Source organism: Streptomyces sp. SID4985 (genome assembly GCF_009863025.1).
Classification (GTDB): Bacteria; Actinomycetota; Actinomycetes; order Streptomycetales; family Streptomycetaceae; genus Streptomyces.
The window spans coordinates 1-17354 of sequence record NZ_WWIR01000660.1 but is presented as its reverse complement, the minus strand read 5'-3'; the positions used below and the strand labels follow the sequence as shown (position 1 = coordinate 17354).

Below are 17354 nucleotides of genomic sequence, written 5' to 3'. Positions count from 1 at the left end.
GGCTCGGACCGGGGTCCGGGTGTCAGTCCGTCGGGGCGGTGGCGCGGCGGCGCAGTTCCTTCTTGTCGGGCTTGTCCACGTCGGTCAGGGGCAGCTCGGACGGGAAGGTGATGCGGGCGGGCTCGTACATCGCGCCGCGCGCCGCCCGGACCATCGCGCGCAGCTCGTCCGCGCCGGTGGTGGCGCCGGGGGCGAGCAGCACGGCGGCGTGGACCTGCTCCATGCGGTCCTCGTCGCGGACGCCGAACACCGCGCTCTGCCGGACGTCCGGGTGGCTGTTGAGCAGGTCTTCGAGCTCGGTGGTGTACACATGGCCGCCGACCACGACGATCATGTCCTTGATGCGGTCCACGACGGTGAGGTAGCCGTCGTCGTCGCGGAAGCCGATGTCACCGGTGTGCAGCCAGCCGTCCTTCAGGACCTCGGCGGTCAGCTCGGGCTGCTTCCAGTAGCCCTCCATCGCCATGGCGGAGCGGACGCAGATCTCGCCGTGCTCCCCGTTGGGCAGTGCGTTGCCGTCCTCGTCGCGGATCTCCACGTCCACGCCGGGCACGATCCGACCCGCGGTGCGCAGCCGCTCGGGGCGGTCCGGGTCGTGATCGGCGGGGGAGAGGATGCTGATGATCCCGGCCTCGTTCTGGCCGTAGCCCTGCATCAGTACCGGACCCAGGCGCCGTACCGCCTCGGCGATCCGGGTGGGGGACGCCTGGCAGCCGCCGTACACCACCTGGCGCAGCGAAGAGGTGTCGGTGCGCTCCATGTGTGCGTGGTCCAGGAGCTGGTACAGCAGGGGCGGCAGCAGCCACATGTGGGAGATGCGCTCGCGCTCGATGGTGTCGAGCACCTCGCCGGGCTCGAAGTCGTCGAGCAGGACGACGGTGCCGCCGGTCTCCAGCACACCGTCGGCGAGCATGGCGGCCGCGTGCGCGATGGTGGTGACGATGAGCTGCCGGGGCGGTGTGCTGCCGTCGTCGTCCGGACGCGCGGTACGCAGCTCCTGCACCTGCCGGTAGGTGGTGCATATCCCCTTGGGGTGTCCGGTGGTGCCGCCGGTGTGCCGGATGGCGCAGACGGCGTCGGGCTCGGCCTGGCTGGGGAAGGGCTCGGGGGACTGGAGGGCGGCCAGGGCGAGGAGGTCCTGGTCGCCGGGCGCGTCCTGAGCGGTACCGGCCGGTCCGAGGGTGAGCACCGACTTCACGTCGACGGCCTCGACGATCTCCTCCGCTCGGCCGCTCATCCGGGGATCGACCACGAGCGCCCGGGTCTCCACGTCACGCACGATGGCGGCCTGCACGTCCGCCGAGAGCTTGCCGTAGAGGTGATTGACCTGCGCGCCGATCAGATTCGCGGCGTACCGCAGCGCGATCGCCTCGGGCAGGTTGCCGCTGAGCAGGGTGACCGTCTGGCCCCGCTCGATTCCCTGCGCCTGAAGCGCCCACGCCATCCGGTGCACGAGGTCGTGGAACTCCCCGGCGGTGATACGGCGACCACCGTGCACGAGCGCTTCCCTGCAGGGTTCGTCCCGCAGGCCCTCGAGGATGTCCTCCACATGGCTGCGGAAGCGGGGGGCGACATCGGACATGTGCTGGACCTCCTGAACCGACCCGTCGTCGTGACGTGCCGGTCTTTGTGACTGTTCTCTGTGGGGGGACGGGAGCGGGACCCGCACGACTGCCGTCGCGCCGCCCTGCTCCACGTGTGGTGATGGCCCCTGACCTGCAAAAAGGTTGCCCGGGCCGACCAAGATCGACTTTATGTCGCGGGGGCGGGACGGGGCCAACCGAGTGGAGGGCCGACGTCGGTATTCGGCCCGGTGCGGGGAGACAGGAACGAGTCACGAGGCGTCGAGGAAACGGCTGTTCGTGCCCTCTGCCGGGGACGGGGTGCGGTTCGAGTGGCCGGAATCATGCGATGGGGCGGGGCTGGTTTCCGCGATCGGATGCCTGTCATGGTGAGCGTGTGGTTGCCCGGTTGCCCGGTTGCCCGGTTGCCTCGTTGATCGGTCGTCCGGCTGTTCGGAATCGAGGGAGTGTTCATGAGCGGAGCCGACGATGTCGCCGAGAGCTGTCTGGCCTGCGCGCTCACGGCTGGGACGGCCCCACTGCCCGGCGGCCAAGTACTGCGTGACGACAGGTGGGTTGTCGAACACTGCGTCGGACCGCTGGGGTTGGGGACGTTCGTGGTCAAGCCGCTTCGGCATGTGCTGCACGTCGCCGAGTTGACCTCGCGGGAAGCCGCTGAACTGGGGACTCTGCTGCGACGAGTGAGCGCCGCCGTCACCGAGGCGACCGCTCCGGAGCAGGTCTATGTGTGCCTGTGGTCGCACAGCGGCGGCGTGCCAGGGCACATCCATTTCGTCGTCCAGCCTGTGGACCGCGAAACGATGACCCGGTTCAACGCCTCAGGTCCAGAACTCCAGTTGGCGATGGGCAAGGCGGGCTGCTTCCCGGACCCGGCGCAGGTGGAACGGATCTGCGACCGCGTGCGGGAACTCCTCGGCTGAACCGCCTGCGGCGGACCGCTCGATACCCTCGCGGGCATGTTCTTCGACTGGTACGACGCCGCGGCCCAGGACGCACCGACAACGGCGCGGTTGCTGGAAGTGCTGAACCGCGCGGAGCACGTCGTGATCGTCGAGGCATCCCCCGACGAGGTGGACGTCGCCGACCGGGCGCGGACCGTGGTGACCGGTGCGGAGATCGCCGACCTGGCCCGGCGGCTGGCCATCGTGGACGGCGGGACCGGGGACCGGTGCCGGTGTGCGGGCCGACCGACGATCATGGTGTACGACTCGGATGGCGAGCAGATCGCCTGCTGGACGCTTCACCACCAAACCGGCCTTCGGAGCGTCGGCGCGTTCGACGCCGACCTGCGGGACGGTCCGGCGCTCACTGAATGGCTCGCCGAGCGCGGCCTGACCGGATCGCGGGATGCCCAGGCGGAGTTGGCTGCTCAGCGGGCCGAGAGCGAACGGCGCCGGATGCGTTGGGTACATGCGGCGCCGCCCGGCCTCTCCGATGCGGCCGAGGACGTGGCCCGACTGCCAGGTCGCGAAGCCTCGCCGGACAGAGCGCCAGACGCTGAGGACCGACTCGCCGCTCTGACCCGCCACCACTACCCCGAGGGGATCGAGCGGGCTCGCGCCCTGCTGGCCTGGGCGGGGACAGCCGCCAGGGAGTCGACCGGCGGCCTGATGTGGTACGACCTGACGGTGCAGCGGCAGTTGCTCGCCGAACACCCCGACCACGTCATCGCCGCACTGGTGGCCCAGACCCCGAGCCCGGCTCAACTCGACGGCGCCGCCCAGCTCTTCGGCTCCGTCGAGTGGACCAAGGAACACGGCAGGGGATTGCCCGAGCCGCTGAGATCGACGATCGTCGAGCACATCCGGGCGAGCGGCACCGATCCCATGCGGTTCCGGTTGCGTCATGGCTATTACGGCGCGGAAGGAGAAGCCCCTTGAGCAGCGCTTTCCGGCCCGGCCGGACGGTCGTACGACGGGACGTACACCACAGCGGCCAGGTCCGCCACGTATGGAGCGAGCACGCGTTACGGGTCCTCACCGATACCGGCGACGCCCTGGAAACGGCCTGCGCGCCGGGAGCGGAGACCCGGTGGCCCGCGCTGTACGCCAAGTCCCTTGCGGAGGATGATCGTTCGAAGCGCACCGCAGCCTTCGACGCTCTGGCGACCGGGACTTGGGAGCAGAGCCCCGGCCGCTGGCGGGAGACCGAGCTGCGGGCCTGGAAGCCGTCCACATCCTGGTTCAGCGTCAACGCCTTCTACACAGGTGCCGGGCTGCGGAACTGGTACGTGAACTTCGAACGCCCCATGCTCCGCACCCCCGACGGATTCGACACCTTCGACCTCGCCGTGGACCTCCTCGTCACCGCCGACCTCGCCCACTGGGAATGGAAGGACGAGGACGAGTACGCCCACGCCCGCAGGCTCGGCCTCGTCACTGACGCCGACCACCGCGCCGTCGACGCGGCACGCGGTGAGGTCCTGGCGATGCTCGGGGAACGGGCGGGGCCGTTCGCGGACGCGGTGACCTGGTCGACGTGGCGATGGAACCGGACCTGGCCGACTCCGTGCCTGCCACGGCGGTTGGAGGCGTGAAGGCGCATGCTGATCGGGCGGTGCGGGGAGGCAGTGGCATGGCGGATGAGATCGATGCGGGATTCGACCCCGCGGCGACCCTCGAACAGATCAGCGCCGCGACCGAGCGGGTTCTCCTGACGGCGAGCCGGTTCACCGACGCCGACGTACGGGCGCCGTCGCTGTTGCCGGAGTGGTCGCGTGGCCATGTCCTGACCCACCTCGCCCGCAACGCCGATGGTGGCCGTCGGCTCTTGCGCTGGGCCAGGACCGGGGTCGAGACGCCGGAGTACGCGAGCCTTGCGGTCCGGGCCGAGGAGATCGAAGCGGGGGCGGGGCGAGGCGCCGGTGAGCTGGTGGCGGACGTGCGTGAGAGTGCTGCCCGGTTCGCGGAAGAGTACCGCAGGATGCCGTTGACGGCGTGGGACCGGGAAGTGCGCTGGACCGCCGGACAGGTCCATCGCGCCGCCCGGGCAGCCGATTCGCGGCTGTGCGAGGTGCTGGTGCACCACGTCGATCTGAACGCCGGTTACCCGCCCGAGCAGTGGCCGGCCGATTTCGTCGACGACATGCTCGGCCGGGTGGTCGCCTCCTTCGATCGCCGTGAGAACGCCCCTTCCCTGCGTCTGCACGCGACCGACACCGGCGTCTGGCACAGCGTGCGTGCGACAGGTCCGGCGCTTGAGATCCACGGGAGGCGCGGTTCGCTTCTGGCGTGGCTGATGGGACGTTCTCAAGGGGCGGACTTGATCCTGACTGACCGTCAGAAACTCCCCGTCCCGCCCTTCCTCTACTGATCGCGACCGGTGTCGGGTTCCGAGCGTCCGAAGGCGAAGCCTTGACAGTCTGCATATCGCTTATCGATAGTATCGATAAGCGATATGCAGACCTTGAGCTACGGGGGGAACCGTGGGTGCGAAGTCCTGGTGGAACCGGACCGACAACCGACTGCTGGAGGCCGTTCTGGGCCTGGCCGTTTTACTCGTCGGTGTCTTCGGAGTGCTGCTCCCGGTCCTCGGGGTGGTCGGCCTGATCGACCCCATCGAGACCCGTGACGTCGAGCTGGAGGCCACGACCCGGGTGCCCGGCACGCCGAAGGCCGCCGCAGCTGACTGGGGCATGACCTTGACCGGCACCCACCGGGCCGAACTCGGCTTCACGCACCCCGACTTCGGGCAGCGCCTGCTGCTCGCCCTGCCGGAGATCGTCGGCAGTCTGCTCCTGCTGATCGTCCTGGTTCTCCTCTTCCGGATGGCCAGGACCCTGAGGGGTGGCGATGTCTTCGTGCCGAAGAACGCCCGTCGGCTGAGCACCATAGGGCTCACGGTTCTGGTGCAGGCCGTCCTCTCTCCCGTACTGCCGGCGCTGACCACGGCGCTCCTGCTGCGCGCCGGCGGCGTGTCCGACGAGGTTCCCTTCGCCCTCACCTTCTCCGGCAAGTACGTCCTGCTCGCCCTCCTCGTCCTCGCCCTGGGCGAGGTCTTCCGGCAGGGCACGAAACTCCGCGCCGATACCGAGGGACTTGTCTGATGCCACCGGAGGACGAACACCGGGTCAAGGTCCACCTGGACCGGCTGCTGGCCGAGCGCGGCATGACCCTGTCCCAACTGGCGGCCAGGGTCGACGTGACGGTCGTCAACCTCTCCGTCCTCAAGAACGACCGCGCGAAGGCGATCCGCTTCTCCACCCTCACCGCGATCTGCCGCGAACTGAACTGCCAGCCCGGCGACCTGCTCAGCATCCGCGAGGACTGACCCGCCCACCGGGTAACCACGCTTCCTGGACAAGGGATTACTCATGAAGACGACCTCTGGCCGACGCCTGGCACAGGCCGGTGCGATCGCAGCGTGCGCCGCCACCCTCGCGGCGTGCGGGTTGACCTCGCGCTCCTACAACGTGTCGGCGGTTCCGGGAGGTGAAAGCACCGCCTGCACCACCCTGGTGAACAAGTCCCCGCAGAAACTGGGCGGCCGCGAGCGCACCGACTCCGACGTGAAGGGAACGGCCGTCTGGGGAGAGGGAGATGTGATCCTCCGCTGCGGAAAAATCTCGAACGTCCCGGATTCGGCCCCCTGTTCGTCGGTAAACGGGGTCGACTGGGTCGTGAACGCGGCGAACACCCACGACGGCACGAAGACGGTGCTGACCTACGGACGTACTCCGGCGGTCGAGATCGCGCTGTCGGAGCGCATCAAGAACAAGGACGCCGTGATCGGCGAGATGTCCGGGATCGTGGCGGACCTGCCCGAACAGAAGACGTGCGCGCGGCGGGGCTGAGGTGCGGCGCAGGAACCGCCCCCGTTCCCGGGCGTGACGGGAACGGGGGCGGTCGGCGAGGCACGAGGGGTGCGCCGCAGGCTGATTCCGATGGCTAGCTGATGGACGTGATGCTGCCCCAGCCGCCGCTGCCGACCTGGATGCTCGGACCGTCGATCGGGCCGTGGATGTCGGAACCGCCCTTGTAGAACTTCAGGGTGCCGTCGCCCGCGGTGGCCCACATGTCGGCGACTCCGTTGCGGTCGGCGTCGGCGGCACCGGCGATCAGCGGCCGGTTGGTGACGGTGTAGCCGTGGCCGAACTCGGTGCGGTCGCTGAAGGTGCCGTTGGGCTGGCCGAGGTAGTTGTAGAGGATGCCGTCGCGGGTGTCCCGGGCGAGGAGGTCGACGCGGCCGTCCTTGTCGGCGTCGCCGTGAGCAGTCAGGGTCATGACATTCCAGCCGCTGCTGCCGATGGCGACGGGTGCGCCCACGGACGGGGTCGTGCCGGACGTGCCCGGGTACCGGTACAGCTTGTCGTCGTAGGTGGCGAGCAGATCGGGCTTGCCGTCGAGCGTGGTGTCGCCGATGCCGACGATGCGGGCGGTGGTGGGCAGAGTGCCGATCTTGATCGCCGCCCCGAGCGTGCCGTCGCCGCGGTTGGGGTAGACGCGCAGTTCGCCGCCGACGACGGCGACGATGTCTTCCATCCCGTCACCGTTCCAGTCGCCGCGGTGCGTCACCGAGGCGCCGGACCAGCCTCCGGAGCCGATCTGCAGCCGTGCTCCCAGAGCGCCGGTGCCGGTGCCGGGGTAGAGGAAGAGCTTCCCGGTGTTGTCGATGGCGACGAGGTCGGGCTTGTTGTCGCCGTTCATGTCGCCCGGCACCGGAGTGACGATGCCGGTGATCCAGGCGCGTACGTCGTCGACGCGGGTGGCGACGGCGCTCGTGCGCGTTTCGGTGGCGGGGGTGCCCAGGCAGCCGCCCTGCCAGGACCTGCTGGCCACACCGACCAGTTCCTGCGTCTGGCCGTTGGTGCGCAGGACCGGACCACCGGCGTCGCCCTGGCAGATCAACGCGTCGCCCGCCGGGGTCAGCGCGATGTCCGTGGAACTGTCCCCGGCGGCGGTGAACGCGCCGCTGTGCAGGGTGTCGGGGACCCAGGTGGTCTTCGTCCGGCCGAAACCGGCGGCCGTGACGGCCTCGTCGGCCGAAACCGGCGTGGTGGCCAGGGAGACCGGCTTCACGCCTGCGACACCGGTGTTGAGCTTTACCAGGACGAGATCGCGGTCGGGCGCGGGCACGAGCTCGATCGCGGTGCGTACGGCGCCGGTCGAGGTCTGGTTCAGGTCGGTGCGGCCGACGGTGACTGTGGTGGTGGCAGCGGGCGCGCCGGCCGCGGGGTGGCCGGTGGGGTCGAAACAGGAACCCGAGGTGAGGACCCAGCGCTGGGAGACGAGAACCCCGGAGCAGGAGTGCTCGGAGTCACCGACGACGATGCGGGCGGTGAAGTTCTGACTCGCGTCGGCGGCCGGGCCTTCCAGGGCCTGGGCGGGGGAGCCGAACAGGCTCAGACCCACGGCCCCGATGAGGGCCGAGACCTGGGTGCTTCTTCGGAACTGAGACATACACGGTTCTCCAGATAGGTGAACAGAAATATGAACAGAAAGGTGAAGGCGAGGAGGAGTCGGTGCGCTGGAAGATGCCTCCCCGGCGAGAATTTCCGGGTGGCCCGATGCCACGCAATGGCGTTACGAGTAATCACGCATGCAGGCTTTTCTGGTCTACCTGCACGGGGGGTGAACCCCGTTTCGCTACGCCCATGGCAAAGATCCCCCCGGCCCTGATTACAGCTTCAACCCAGGCGGATGTCTACCCGGATAAATCGGACCCAAGTTCCTATGGGTGTCAAAGGCGCCCTTCGGGGGGTGGGCCGGGAAACGAGAAGCCCCCCACCGCCGAAGCGGTGAGGGGCCCACGGTTCCGTCGCCTACAACTCCTTGATCCGGATGTCCCGGTAGGAGATCACGTCCGACGTGCTGTGCACCTGAAGCCCGATGTAGCCCGTCGCGTAGCGGCGCCCGTCCGTGCCCGGGTCACCCGCACGCGGCGGGGTGAAGACCTGGCCGCCGACGTTGTCGAACTCGTTGATGACGACGCCGTTGCGCAGGACCGTGAAGTGCTGGCCCTCCGCGCGGATCTCGTAGTCGTTCCAGGTGCCCTTGGGGGTGACGCCCGCGCCGCCGAGGCCCACGCGGTCGAAGCCGTAGACCGAGCCGGTCTTGTACATGTCGCCGGTCGGGCTGTCGAGGATCTGGATCTCGTGGCCGTAGTTGATGGCGACCCACTCGGGGCGGGACTCCTCCGGGTGGTTGTGGACGTTGGGGAAGCGGATGAAGACACCGCCGTTGGCGTTGCCCGTGCCCGGGGCGTCGTCGCGGAAGCGGAGCTTCAGCGAGAAGTCGCCGTACTTGCGCTCCGGGAACCACAACATGCCCATGCCCTGCACGGTCGTGCTGCTGGTGATGGCGCCGTCGCCGGTGAGGGTGAAGTGCCCGCCGCCGACCTGCTCCCACTTGGACAGGGACGACTCCGTGCCGTCGAACAGGTCGCGGTAGCCCTCGGTCTGACCCGGCTTGCCGATCTTCGACTGCTTGGCGGCCTTGGTGATCTTGTTGAACTCGCGCTGGTCGATGACACTGTCGGCCAGGAGCCCGTCGAGCACGGTGTCGACGTGCTTGAGGAACAGGGCCTGCGACGACCAGTCCTTCTCGTCCTCGATCAGCTCGTTGATCGTGCACCGGCTGCGGGTCATCCGGTTCGGCACACCCGAGTCGACGGTGCCCACGATGACCGTCAGCCGCTCGTCGTACTCGGGGCAGGCCGGCGCCGGGACGCCACCGCCCTGCGCGATGGTGAAGGTGACGTTCTTGGCGGCGGAGGTGTTGGCCGCCTTGTCCGTCGCCCGGTAGGCGAGTGTGTGGAAGCCGAGCCGGTCCACGACCACAGGCGCCGAGTACTCCAGATACGCGCCCCCGTCGAGCGAGTACTCGACACGGGCCACCCCGGACGCGGAGTCCGAGGCGTTGATCGTCACCTTGGCGCTCGTGACGTACGCGCCGTTGGAATTCCTCGTCCCGCTCAGCACGGCGGAGGTCTCCGGCGCCGTCGTGTCCTGCGCGGGCGGAGCCACCACGGTGAACGCCACGGACTTCGCAGCCGCCGCGTTGCCCGCCTTGTCGGTCGCCCGGTAGCGCACGGTGTGCGTACCCACCGCGTGCACCATCACCGGCGCGGTGTACGGCTGCCAGGCACCGTCCGCGCCGAGCGCGTACTCGATGGTGTTGACGCCCGAGCCGGTGTCCGAGGCGCTCACGGTGACCGTCGCCATCGTCAGATAATTGCCGTTCGCGTCCTTCTCGCCGCTCACCGTCGCGGATGTCTCCGGTGCCGTGGTGTCGTCGGTCGGCGGGGCGACCACGCTGAAGGTCACGGACTTCGCGTCCGCCACGTTGCCCGCCTGGTCGGTGGCTCGGTAGCGCAGGGTGTGCGAGCCGACCTGGTCGACGACGACCGGCGCGGTGTACACCTGCCACGGGCCGTCCTCGCCGACCGCGTACTCGATCGACTTCACGCCGGACGCGTCGTCGGACGCGGACACCGTCACTGTGGCCGAGCCGACGTAGGCGCCGTCGGCGTTCTTCTGTCCCTCGACCTTCGCCGAGGCCGTGGGCGCCGTGGTGTCGTCACTGCCGGGCTCGGTCACCGTCAGGATGCCCTGCATCTGGCCGTGGCCGGGGATGCTGCAGAAGTAGCGGTAGCGGCCGGGCGTCAGCGTCACGTCGACGGTGTGCCTGCCGCCGCTGTCGTCACCGGGGTTGGCCAGGATGTTGACCGGGACGTCGTGGTTGTACTCGGGGTCCGACACGTCGAATGTCAGCGTGTGCGGCATGCCGATGTCGTTGCCGGTCGCGGCGCTGTTCTCGAAGACGAGGGTCGCCGGACCGGCCACCGCCGTCGTCGGGAAACTCGTGTACTGGTCGGTGCGTGAACTCGTCGTCCACGTCAGGACTTGCGCCGCCGCAGCCGCGCGATCGCCGTCACGTCCGTACGCGGTCGTCGAGGTGAGCCCCAGCATCAGTAACAGCGCGCCCACCAGCGCGGTGTACAGGCGGAGAGGTCGATGTCTCACTGTGCCGCCTTCCTGGCCAGATCCTTCGCGGCGGGAGTGGCCGCGCCGCCGGTGTACGTCACGCGCCACAGCGCGGACTGGGGGTCGGAGGTGAAGAAGCCGCGGCCGTAGTCCAGGACGTAGAGCGAACCGTCCGGCGCGAACTTCCAGTCCATGAGGTTGCGGATGCCGCCCTGACCGACCGGGATGATCTTCTTGAGCGACTCCGCCGTGACGGGCAGACCGCCCTTGCCGACGGTCTTCGGGTCGGTGAGCACGGCGTGGCGCGGGTTGTCGGCATCGTAGAAGTCACCGACGAACCACGTGCCGTCCCAGTACTGCGGCCATGCCTCCGCACCCGCCGTCGCCGCGTCGTAGCGGTAGACCGGGCCGTCCATCGTGGCCTGGCCGCCACCCTTGAGCCACGGCAGGAGGTAGGTGGCCTCCTCGTTCTTGTAGCTCGGCACGCCCGCCGCGTTGCGCGGGAAGTCGGGGGCGCCGCCCTGCGGGGAGTACCAGATGGTGTTGCCGGTGATGGGCGGAAGGTTCACCAGGCCGTCGTTGTTCGGGGACTCGTTCTTCGGGGCGTTGCAGTCGTACCAGCCCAGCGGCTTCGTCGGGTCCGGCAGATTGCGGTCGCGGTAGGGCTGCTTGTTGCCCATGCAGAACGGCCAGCCGTGGTTGCCCGCCTTGGTGATCGCGGCGAACGTGTCGTACTTCGCCGGACCCCACGTGGTGCTCGGCGCGCCCGCGTCGGGGCCGACCCAGCCCGCGTAGAGGATGTCGGTCTTCTTGTCGACGGAGATCCGCGCCGGGTTGCGGACGCCCATCACGTAGATCTCGCCGCGGGTCTTGCCGCCGCCCTCGTCCTGCTCCTTGCCGGTGAAGAGGTTGCCCTCGGGCAGGGTGTACGTGCCGTCCGGCTCCGGGTGGATGCGCAGGATCTTGCCGTTGAGGTTGTTCGTGTTGCCCGCCGTGCGGCGGGCGTCGGCGAAGGACAGGCCCTTGTAATTGGGCTGCGGGTTGTTGCCCGAGTAACCGTCGCTGAATCCGGACGAGTTGTTGTCACCGGTGGCGATGTAGAGGTTGCCCTTGGAGTCCCAGGCCATCCCGCCGCCCGCGTGGCAGCAACTGTGCACCTGCACGGGCCACTTGAGCAGGACCTTCTCCGAGGCCAGGTCCAGCTTGTTCGTCGCGCGGTCCAACGTGAAGCGGGAGACGCGGCGTTCGGCGATCTGCTTGTCGCGGTCGAGGCCGGAGTGCGGGGTGTAGTGCAGATACACCCAGCCGTTGGACTCGAAGCCGGGGTCCAGCTCGATGCCGAGCAACCCCTCCTCGACCTTGGTCAGTTCGTCGCCGCCGCCCTTGTTGCCGAAGACGGTCAGCGCGCCCGCGAGCGTCACCTTCTTCGTCGCGGGGTCGTAGATGTGGATCTGGCCGATGCCCTTGCCGATATCGGGGCTGTTCCAGTCGGTGACGACCGGAGCGCCGTTCACGCCGCCGCCCCGGCCGATGTACAGCACCCGTCCGTCGGGCGCCACGACCATGCCGTGCGGCTCGCCGATCTGGTCCTGCTGACCGGGCTGGTTCGGCTGAGTGACGCGCACCGCCGCGTAGTTGGCGTCGATGGTCGCCTTGCAGTCGGCGCGCGAGAGCCGGGTGGTCCACAGCAGCGCGCCCCGCAGATGGTCGCGGAAGTCGCTCTCCGCGAACGACTCGACCGTGCCGCCCATTCCGGTGTAGAAGGACCGCCCGCCCGCGTAGTCCCGGCACCAGGAGACCGGGTGGTCCACGCCGTTGGCACCGGACCCCGGCTGGTAGCTGCTCTCCCGCACCTTGGCGACGGTGTGCACCTTGCCGGTCGGGTTGCTCGCCCAGTTGAACCAGGTGTCGGGCCGCTTCCACTCCAGCGGCAGGTCCTTCGTGGCCGGATGACTGCGGTCCGGGACCTCGACGACGGCGCGCTGTACGGCGGACGGGCTCGTGGTCGCGGGCCGGGCGCCGATCAGCCCGGTGAACCAGTCGGAGTACGGCTCCGTCCTGGCCGCGTCGTGGATGCCGAGGAAGCCGCCGCCCGCGTTGAGGTAGGCCTCGAGACCGGCCTCCTGCTCGGGATCGAGGACGTCTCCGCCCCCGGTCAGAAAGACCACGGCGTTGAAGGTGCCCAGCCGTTTGTCGTTGGTGAAGACCGAGGCGTCGTCCGTGGCCACGGTCTTGAAACGCTGTTCGGCGGGGCCGGTCAGGCCGATGGATTCGATGGCCTCGATGCCCGCGTCCACGGTCGGCGACTCCTCGGTGGCCGAGGCGTGGAACACGAGGACTTTGACGTTCTTGCCACCCGGCGGCGACGGCAGCGCCGACGCCTTCGGGTCCGGTAACGGCCTGGCCATGGCGGCCGTACCACCGCTCAGCAGCGATGCCGCCAGGGCCCCGGCCATCAGCGCCGCGGCCGCTCCGCGCCGGGATCTCGACCGGTGATGCGGTGCGCTCTGCATGGGTCACCCACCCTCCGTGGTCTCAGCAACAGCGCCAGAAGCTAGACGCCTTTCAACGACCCGCCAATAGCAACGGACGGAATCTCACCAACTTTGTCCTGGGTGTGGATAAACGGGGATCGCGGCTCTACCGTGGCCGCCGTCCCCACGGGCAGTCCCGCTCCCCGCCCGTCTCCTCACAGCACTGGAGAGACCGGAATGGCTCTGGACAGAAGGACTTTCGGGCGACGGATGCTGGCGGGCGGCGTGGTCGCCGCGACCGGTACGGCAACGTTGTCGATGGCCTCCGCCCCCTCCGCCGCGGAACCGTCTCCGCCCACGGCTCCGGCCGGCGGCCAGGTGCGCCACCTCAAGCTCTACGCCGAGAAACTGCCCGGCGGCCGGCTCGGCTACGGCCTGGAGAAGGGCAAGGCCACCGTGCCGGGCCCGCTCATCGAACTGGTCGAGGGCGACACCCTGCACATCGAGTTCGAGAACACGACCGACGCCGACGCCAGCCTCCACGTCCACGGCGTGGACTACGACATCGCCAACGACGGGACCCGGATGACGGGCAGCCACGTCGAACCCGGCGGCACCCGCACCTACACCTGGCGCACCCACGCACCGGGACGGCGCAAGGACGGCACCTGGCAGCCGGGCAGCGCCGGTTACTGGCACTACCACGACCACGTCGTGGGCACCGACCACGGAACCGGCGGCATCCGCAAGGGCCTGTACGGCCCGGTGGTCGTGCGCAGGAAGGGCGACATCCTGCCGGACAAGCAGTTCACGATCGTCTTCAACGACATGACGATCAACAACAGGGCGGCGGGGGAGACACCGAACTTCGAGGCCACGGTGGGCGATCGCGTCGAGATCGTCATGATCACGCACGGCGAGTACTACCACACCTTCCACATGCACGGTCACCGCTGGGCGGACAACCGCACAGGCCTGCTGACCGGCCCCGACGACCCGAGCCGGGTGATCGACAACAAGATCACCGGACCGGCGGACTCCTTCGGCTTCCAGGTCATCGCGGGCGAACACGTCGGCGCGGGCGCCTGGATGTACCACTGCCATGTGCAGAGCCACTCCGACATGGGCATGGCCGGGCTGTTCCTGGTGGCGAAGCCGGACGGCACCGTGCCGGGCCACACGGGACACCACACCGCCGCGCACCACGAACACTGATGTCCGTACGCGGCTTTGTCCTGTGAGTGGAGAAAGTGGGTACGAATTCCCGCGCTACTTCTTCCCAGTCCCGGCAGCCGCTGCTACGTTCCCCCCGAAAGAACGCGACGGACGGCCACTTCGAGGCGGGAGGGAATCGTGAGACGCATGACGGCACGACCCGCCAACGCCCACCAGGCCAGGCTGCTGCGCCTGTTGCGCGACCACGGTCCCCACTCGCGTGCGCAGCTGGGCGATCAGGTCGAGCTGTCGCGGTCCAAGCTGGCCGTGGAGGTGGACCGTCTCCTGCAGACGGAGCTGATCGTGGCCGACGGACTCGCCGCCTCGCGCGGCGGGCGCCGCTCCCACAATCTGCGGCTCGCCCCGAGCCTGCGCTTCCTCGGCATCGACATCGGCGCGACCTCGGTCGACGTCGCCGTCACCAACGCCGAACTGGAGGTGCTGGGCCACCTCAACCAGCCCCTGGACGTACGTGAGGGCCCGGTCGTGGTCTTCGAGCACGTCCTCGCCATGGCGGCGAAGCTGAGATCCTCCGGACTGGCGGAGGGGTTCGACGGCGCCGGGATCGGCGTTCCGGGCCCGGTTCGCTTCCCGGAGGGAGTGCCCGTCGCCCCGCCGATCATGCCCGGCTGGGATGGCTTCCCCGTGCGGGAGGCGCTCAGCCAGGAACTCGGCTGCCCCGTCATGGTCGACAACGACGTGAACCTGATGGCGATGGGCGAGCAGCAGGCAGGCGTCGCCCGCTCGGTCGGCGACTTCCTCTGCGTCAAGATCGGCACCGGCATCGGCTGCGGCATCGTCGTCGGCGGCGAGGTCTACCGGGGGGCCACGGGCAGCGCGGGCGACATCGGGCACATCCAGGCCGTGCCCGACGGACACCCCTGCGCCTGCGGCAACCGAGGCTGCCTGGAAGCCCACTTCAGCGGAGCGGCCCTCGCCCGTGACGCGATGGAGGCGGCCGGGCAGGGCCTCTCGGCCGAGCTGGCCGCACGGCTGGAGTCGCACGGCACCCTGAGCGCCGTCGACATCGCCGCCGCGGCCGCCGCGGGCGACACCGTCTCGCTCGACCTCATCCGGGAGGGCGGCACCCGCACCGGCCAGGTCATCGCGGGCCTCGTCAGCTTCTTCAACCCCGGTCTCGTGGTGATCGGCGGCGGGGTGACCGGCCTCGGCCACACCCTGCTCGCCGCGATCCGCACCCAGGTCTACCGCCAGTCGCTGCCCCTCGCGACCGGCAACCTTCCCATCGTCCTGGGCGAGTTGGGCCAGAACGCCGGAGTCATCGGCGCGGCCCGCCTCATCAGCGACCACCTGTTCTCCCCCGCGTGACCGCCGCCGTCCGGCACCGAACCGCCGGACGGCCCGCAGGAACAGCGCCACGAAAGTACCGCCGCCCGGCACGGCGTAAGCACCGTCCGGCACACGGCGCCCCGCACTTCGCAAGCGCACGTCCGCACCGCGCAAGCACCACCGGGGCACGCCCCGCGCACCACCGCGTACCACCCCGCTCTGCCCCGGTCCGCCCGACCCGTCGGCGCACCGCCCTGAAACAGGCCCGCACGCCCGCCGAGGGGAACCCACATGGCATCGGAACCACCCCTGCTCAGCATGACCGGCATCACCAAGGCGTTCCCCGGAGTCCGGGCGCTCGACGGCGTCGACCTCGACGTACAGGAGGGCGAGGTCCACTGCCTGCTCGGCCAGAACGGCGCGGGCAAGTCCACGCTCATCAAGGTCCTGGCCGGAGCCCACCAGCCGGACACCGGCGTCATCCGCTGGCGCGGCGACCCCGTCGTCCTCCGCTCGCCGATGGCCGCGATGCGCCTCGGCATCGCCACCATCTACCAGGAACTCGACCTGGTGGAACACCTGTCGGTCGCCGAGAACGTCCACCTCGGCCACGAGCCCACCACCGCCGGATTCGTCGTACGGGGCCGCACCGCACGCGCGAACACCACGGCTCTCCTGCGCCGCTTGGGGCATCCCGACATCGAACCCGCCCGCTTAGTGGGGGAGTTGTCCGCCGCCCAGCAACAGATCGTCTCCATGGCACGGGCGTTGTCCCACGACGTACGGCTCATCGTCATGGACGAACCGTCCGCCGCCCTCGACCCCGACGAGGTGGACAACCTCTTCCGCGTGGTCGCCGGACTCACCGCCGAGGGCGTCGCCGTCGTGTACATCTCGCACCGCCTGGACGAGATCCGTCGCATCGGCGACCGGGTGACCGTGCTGAAGGACGGCCGGGCCGTGGCGCGCGGGCTGCCCGCGAAGACGACCCCGACCCGCGAGGTCGTCACCCTCATGACGGGACGCGACGTCGAGTACGTCTTCCCCGACCGGCCTGCCGAACCCCCTTCGGGAGAGCCGGTGTTGGAGGTCCGGGGGCTCGCCCGCAGCGGTGAGTTCGCCCCCTTCAGCCTGGAGGTGCGGCCGGGCGAGATCGTCGGGATCGCCGGGCTCGTCGGCTCCGGCCGGTCCGAGATCCTGGAGACGGTCTACGGCGCCCGTAGGCCCGACTCCGGCCAGGTCCTGGTCGGCGGCCGCCCGATCCGCCCCGGCAGCGTACGCGCGGCCGTGCGGGCGGGCATCGGCCTCGCCCCCGAGGAACGCAAGGCGCAGGCCCTGCTCATGCTGGAGTCCGTCACCCGCAACGTCTCGGTGTCCTCCCTCTCCCGGTTCGCGCGCGGAGGCTGGATCGACCGGAACGCCGAGCGGAGTGCCGCGCGCGCCGCGACCCGCGAACTCTCCCTACGCCCCGACAATCCCGCCGTCCCCGTGCGCACTCTCTCCGGCGGCAATCAACAGAAGGCCGTCCTCGCCCGCTGGTTGCTGCGCGGCTGCCGCGTGCTGTTGCTCGACGAGCCCACCCGGGGTGTCGACGTGGGCGCCCGCGCCGAGCTGTACGCCGTGGTGCGCCGTCTCGCCGACGAGGGCCTCGCCGTCCTGCTGGTCTCCAGCGAGGTCCCCGAGGTGCTCGGCCTCGCCGACCGCGTCCTGGTGCTGCGCGAGGGCCGCGTCGTCCACACGGCGCCCGCCCGCGAACTCGACGAGCACCGTGTCCTCGACCTCGTCATGGAAGGAAGCCCGGCGTCATGACGCAGCCCGCCTCCCCGCCCCGGACCGGCACCGGCAAGGTGCCCGCGGCCGCCCCGCCCC

At 69.7% G+C, this 17354-nt stretch carries 14 protein-coding genes; 10 read left to right on the top strand and 4 right to left on the bottom strand.

Features of this window, described 5'->3' with window-relative positions; translation table 11 throughout:
• Window positions 1–22 precede the first annotated feature (22 nt).
• Window positions 23–1582, bottom strand: a complete 1560-nt coding sequence (locus tag GTW40_RS28625; RefSeq protein ID WP_161183035.1) for an AMP-binding protein — start codon at window positions 1580–1582, stop codon at window positions 23–25.
• A gap of 453 nt (window positions 1583–2035) precedes the next feature.
• On the opposite strand from GTW40_RS28625, the gene GTW40_RS28620 reads away from it, so the two are divergent.
• The 7 genes from GTW40_RS28620 to GTW40_RS28590 all read left to right on the top strand — a co-directional run bounded on the left by GTW40_RS28620 (window position 2036) and on the right by GTW40_RS28590 (window position 6375).
• Window positions 2036–2503, top strand: coding sequence for a hypothetical protein (locus GTW40_RS28620; protein WP_161183034.1), 468 nt, complete (start codon window positions 2036–2038; stop codon window positions 2501–2503).
• A gap of 36 nt (window positions 2504–2539) precedes the next feature.
• Window positions 2540–3463 carry a hypothetical protein gene (locus GTW40_RS28615; RefSeq protein WP_161183033.1) on the top strand — a complete coding sequence of 308 codons (924 nt, stop codon included), beginning with the start codon at window positions 2540–2542 and terminating at the stop codon, window positions 3461–3463.
• The gene (locus GTW40_RS28610; protein WP_161183032.1) at window positions 3460–4119 is read left to right on the top strand and encodes a DUF402 domain-containing protein; all 660 of its coding nucleotides are present in this window, start codon (window positions 3460–3462) and stop codon (window positions 4117–4119) included. The genes GTW40_RS28615 and GTW40_RS28610 overlap by 4 nt, the downstream gene beginning before the upstream one ends.
• 38 nt (window positions 4120–4157) lie before the next feature.
• Window positions 4158–4895, top strand: coding sequence for a maleylpyruvate isomerase family mycothiol-dependent enzyme (locus GTW40_RS28605; protein WP_161183031.1), 738 nt, complete (start codon window positions 4158–4160; stop codon window positions 4893–4895).
• Window positions 4896–5007: 112 nt separating this feature from the next.
• Window positions 5008–5628 (top strand): DUF2975 domain-containing protein, encoded by a 621-nt coding sequence (locus GTW40_RS28600; protein WP_161183030.1) that lies wholly within the window; start codon window positions 5008–5010, stop codon window positions 5626–5628.
• Window positions 5628–5852 carry a helix-turn-helix transcriptional regulator gene (locus GTW40_RS28595; RefSeq protein ID WP_161183029.1) on the top strand — a complete coding sequence of 75 codons (225 nt, stop codon included), beginning with the start codon at window positions 5628–5630 and terminating at the stop codon, window positions 5850–5852. Before GTW40_RS28600 ends, GTW40_RS28595 begins: the two co-directional genes overlap by 1 nt.
• A 43-nt stretch (window positions 5853–5895) precedes the next feature.
• On the top strand, window positions 5896–6375 hold the full coding sequence (locus tag GTW40_RS28590) for a DUF3515 family protein (protein WP_161183028.1): 480 nt from the start codon (window positions 5896–5898) through the stop codon (window positions 6373–6375).
• Between the two features lie 94 nt (window positions 6376–6469).
• On the opposite strand, the gene GTW40_RS28585 is transcribed toward GTW40_RS28590, so the two are convergent.
• The 3 genes from GTW40_RS28585 to GTW40_RS28575 all read right to left on the bottom strand — a co-directional run bounded on the left by GTW40_RS28585 (window position 6470) and on the right by GTW40_RS28575 (window position 13019).
• Window positions 6470–7981: a trypsin-like serine protease gene (locus tag GTW40_RS28585; protein ID WP_161183027.1), complete on the bottom strand. Its 1512-nt coding sequence runs from the start codon at window positions 7979–7981 to the stop codon at window positions 6470–6472.
• A gap of 362 nt (window positions 7982–8343) precedes the next feature.
• Window positions 8344–10491 (bottom strand): family 16 glycoside hydrolase, encoded by a 2148-nt coding sequence (locus GTW40_RS28580; RefSeq protein WP_237525787.1) that lies wholly within the window; start codon window positions 10489–10491, stop codon window positions 8344–8346.
• A gap of 50 nt (window positions 10492–10541) precedes the next feature.
• A complete protein-coding gene (locus GTW40_RS28575; protein ID WP_202486535.1) occupies window positions 10542–13019 on the bottom strand; it encodes a ThuA domain-containing protein in 2478 nt (825 codons plus the stop codon).
• A gap of 204 nt (window positions 13020–13223) precedes the next feature.
• Here GTW40_RS28575 and GTW40_RS28570 point away from each other — a divergent pair, with 204 nt between their 5' ends.
• The 3 genes from GTW40_RS28570 to GTW40_RS28560 all read left to right on the top strand — a co-directional run bounded on the left by GTW40_RS28570 (window position 13224) and on the right by GTW40_RS28560 (window position 17294).
• On the top strand, window positions 13224–14195 hold the full coding sequence (locus GTW40_RS28570; RefSeq protein WP_161183047.1) for a multicopper oxidase domain-containing protein: 972 nt from the start codon (window positions 13224–13226) through the stop codon (window positions 14193–14195).
• Window positions 14196–14342: 147 nt separating this feature from the next.
• Window positions 14343–15524, top strand: a complete 1182-nt coding sequence (locus tag GTW40_RS28565) for an ROK family transcriptional regulator (RefSeq protein WP_161183025.1) — start codon at window positions 14343–14345, stop codon at window positions 15522–15524.
• 252 nt (window positions 15525–15776) lie between these two features.
• Window positions 15777–17294, top strand: coding sequence for a sugar ABC transporter ATP-binding protein (locus GTW40_RS28560; RefSeq protein WP_161183024.1), 1518 nt, complete (start codon window positions 15777–15779; stop codon window positions 17292–17294).
• The last annotated feature ends 60 nt before the right edge of the window (window positions 17295–17354 follow it).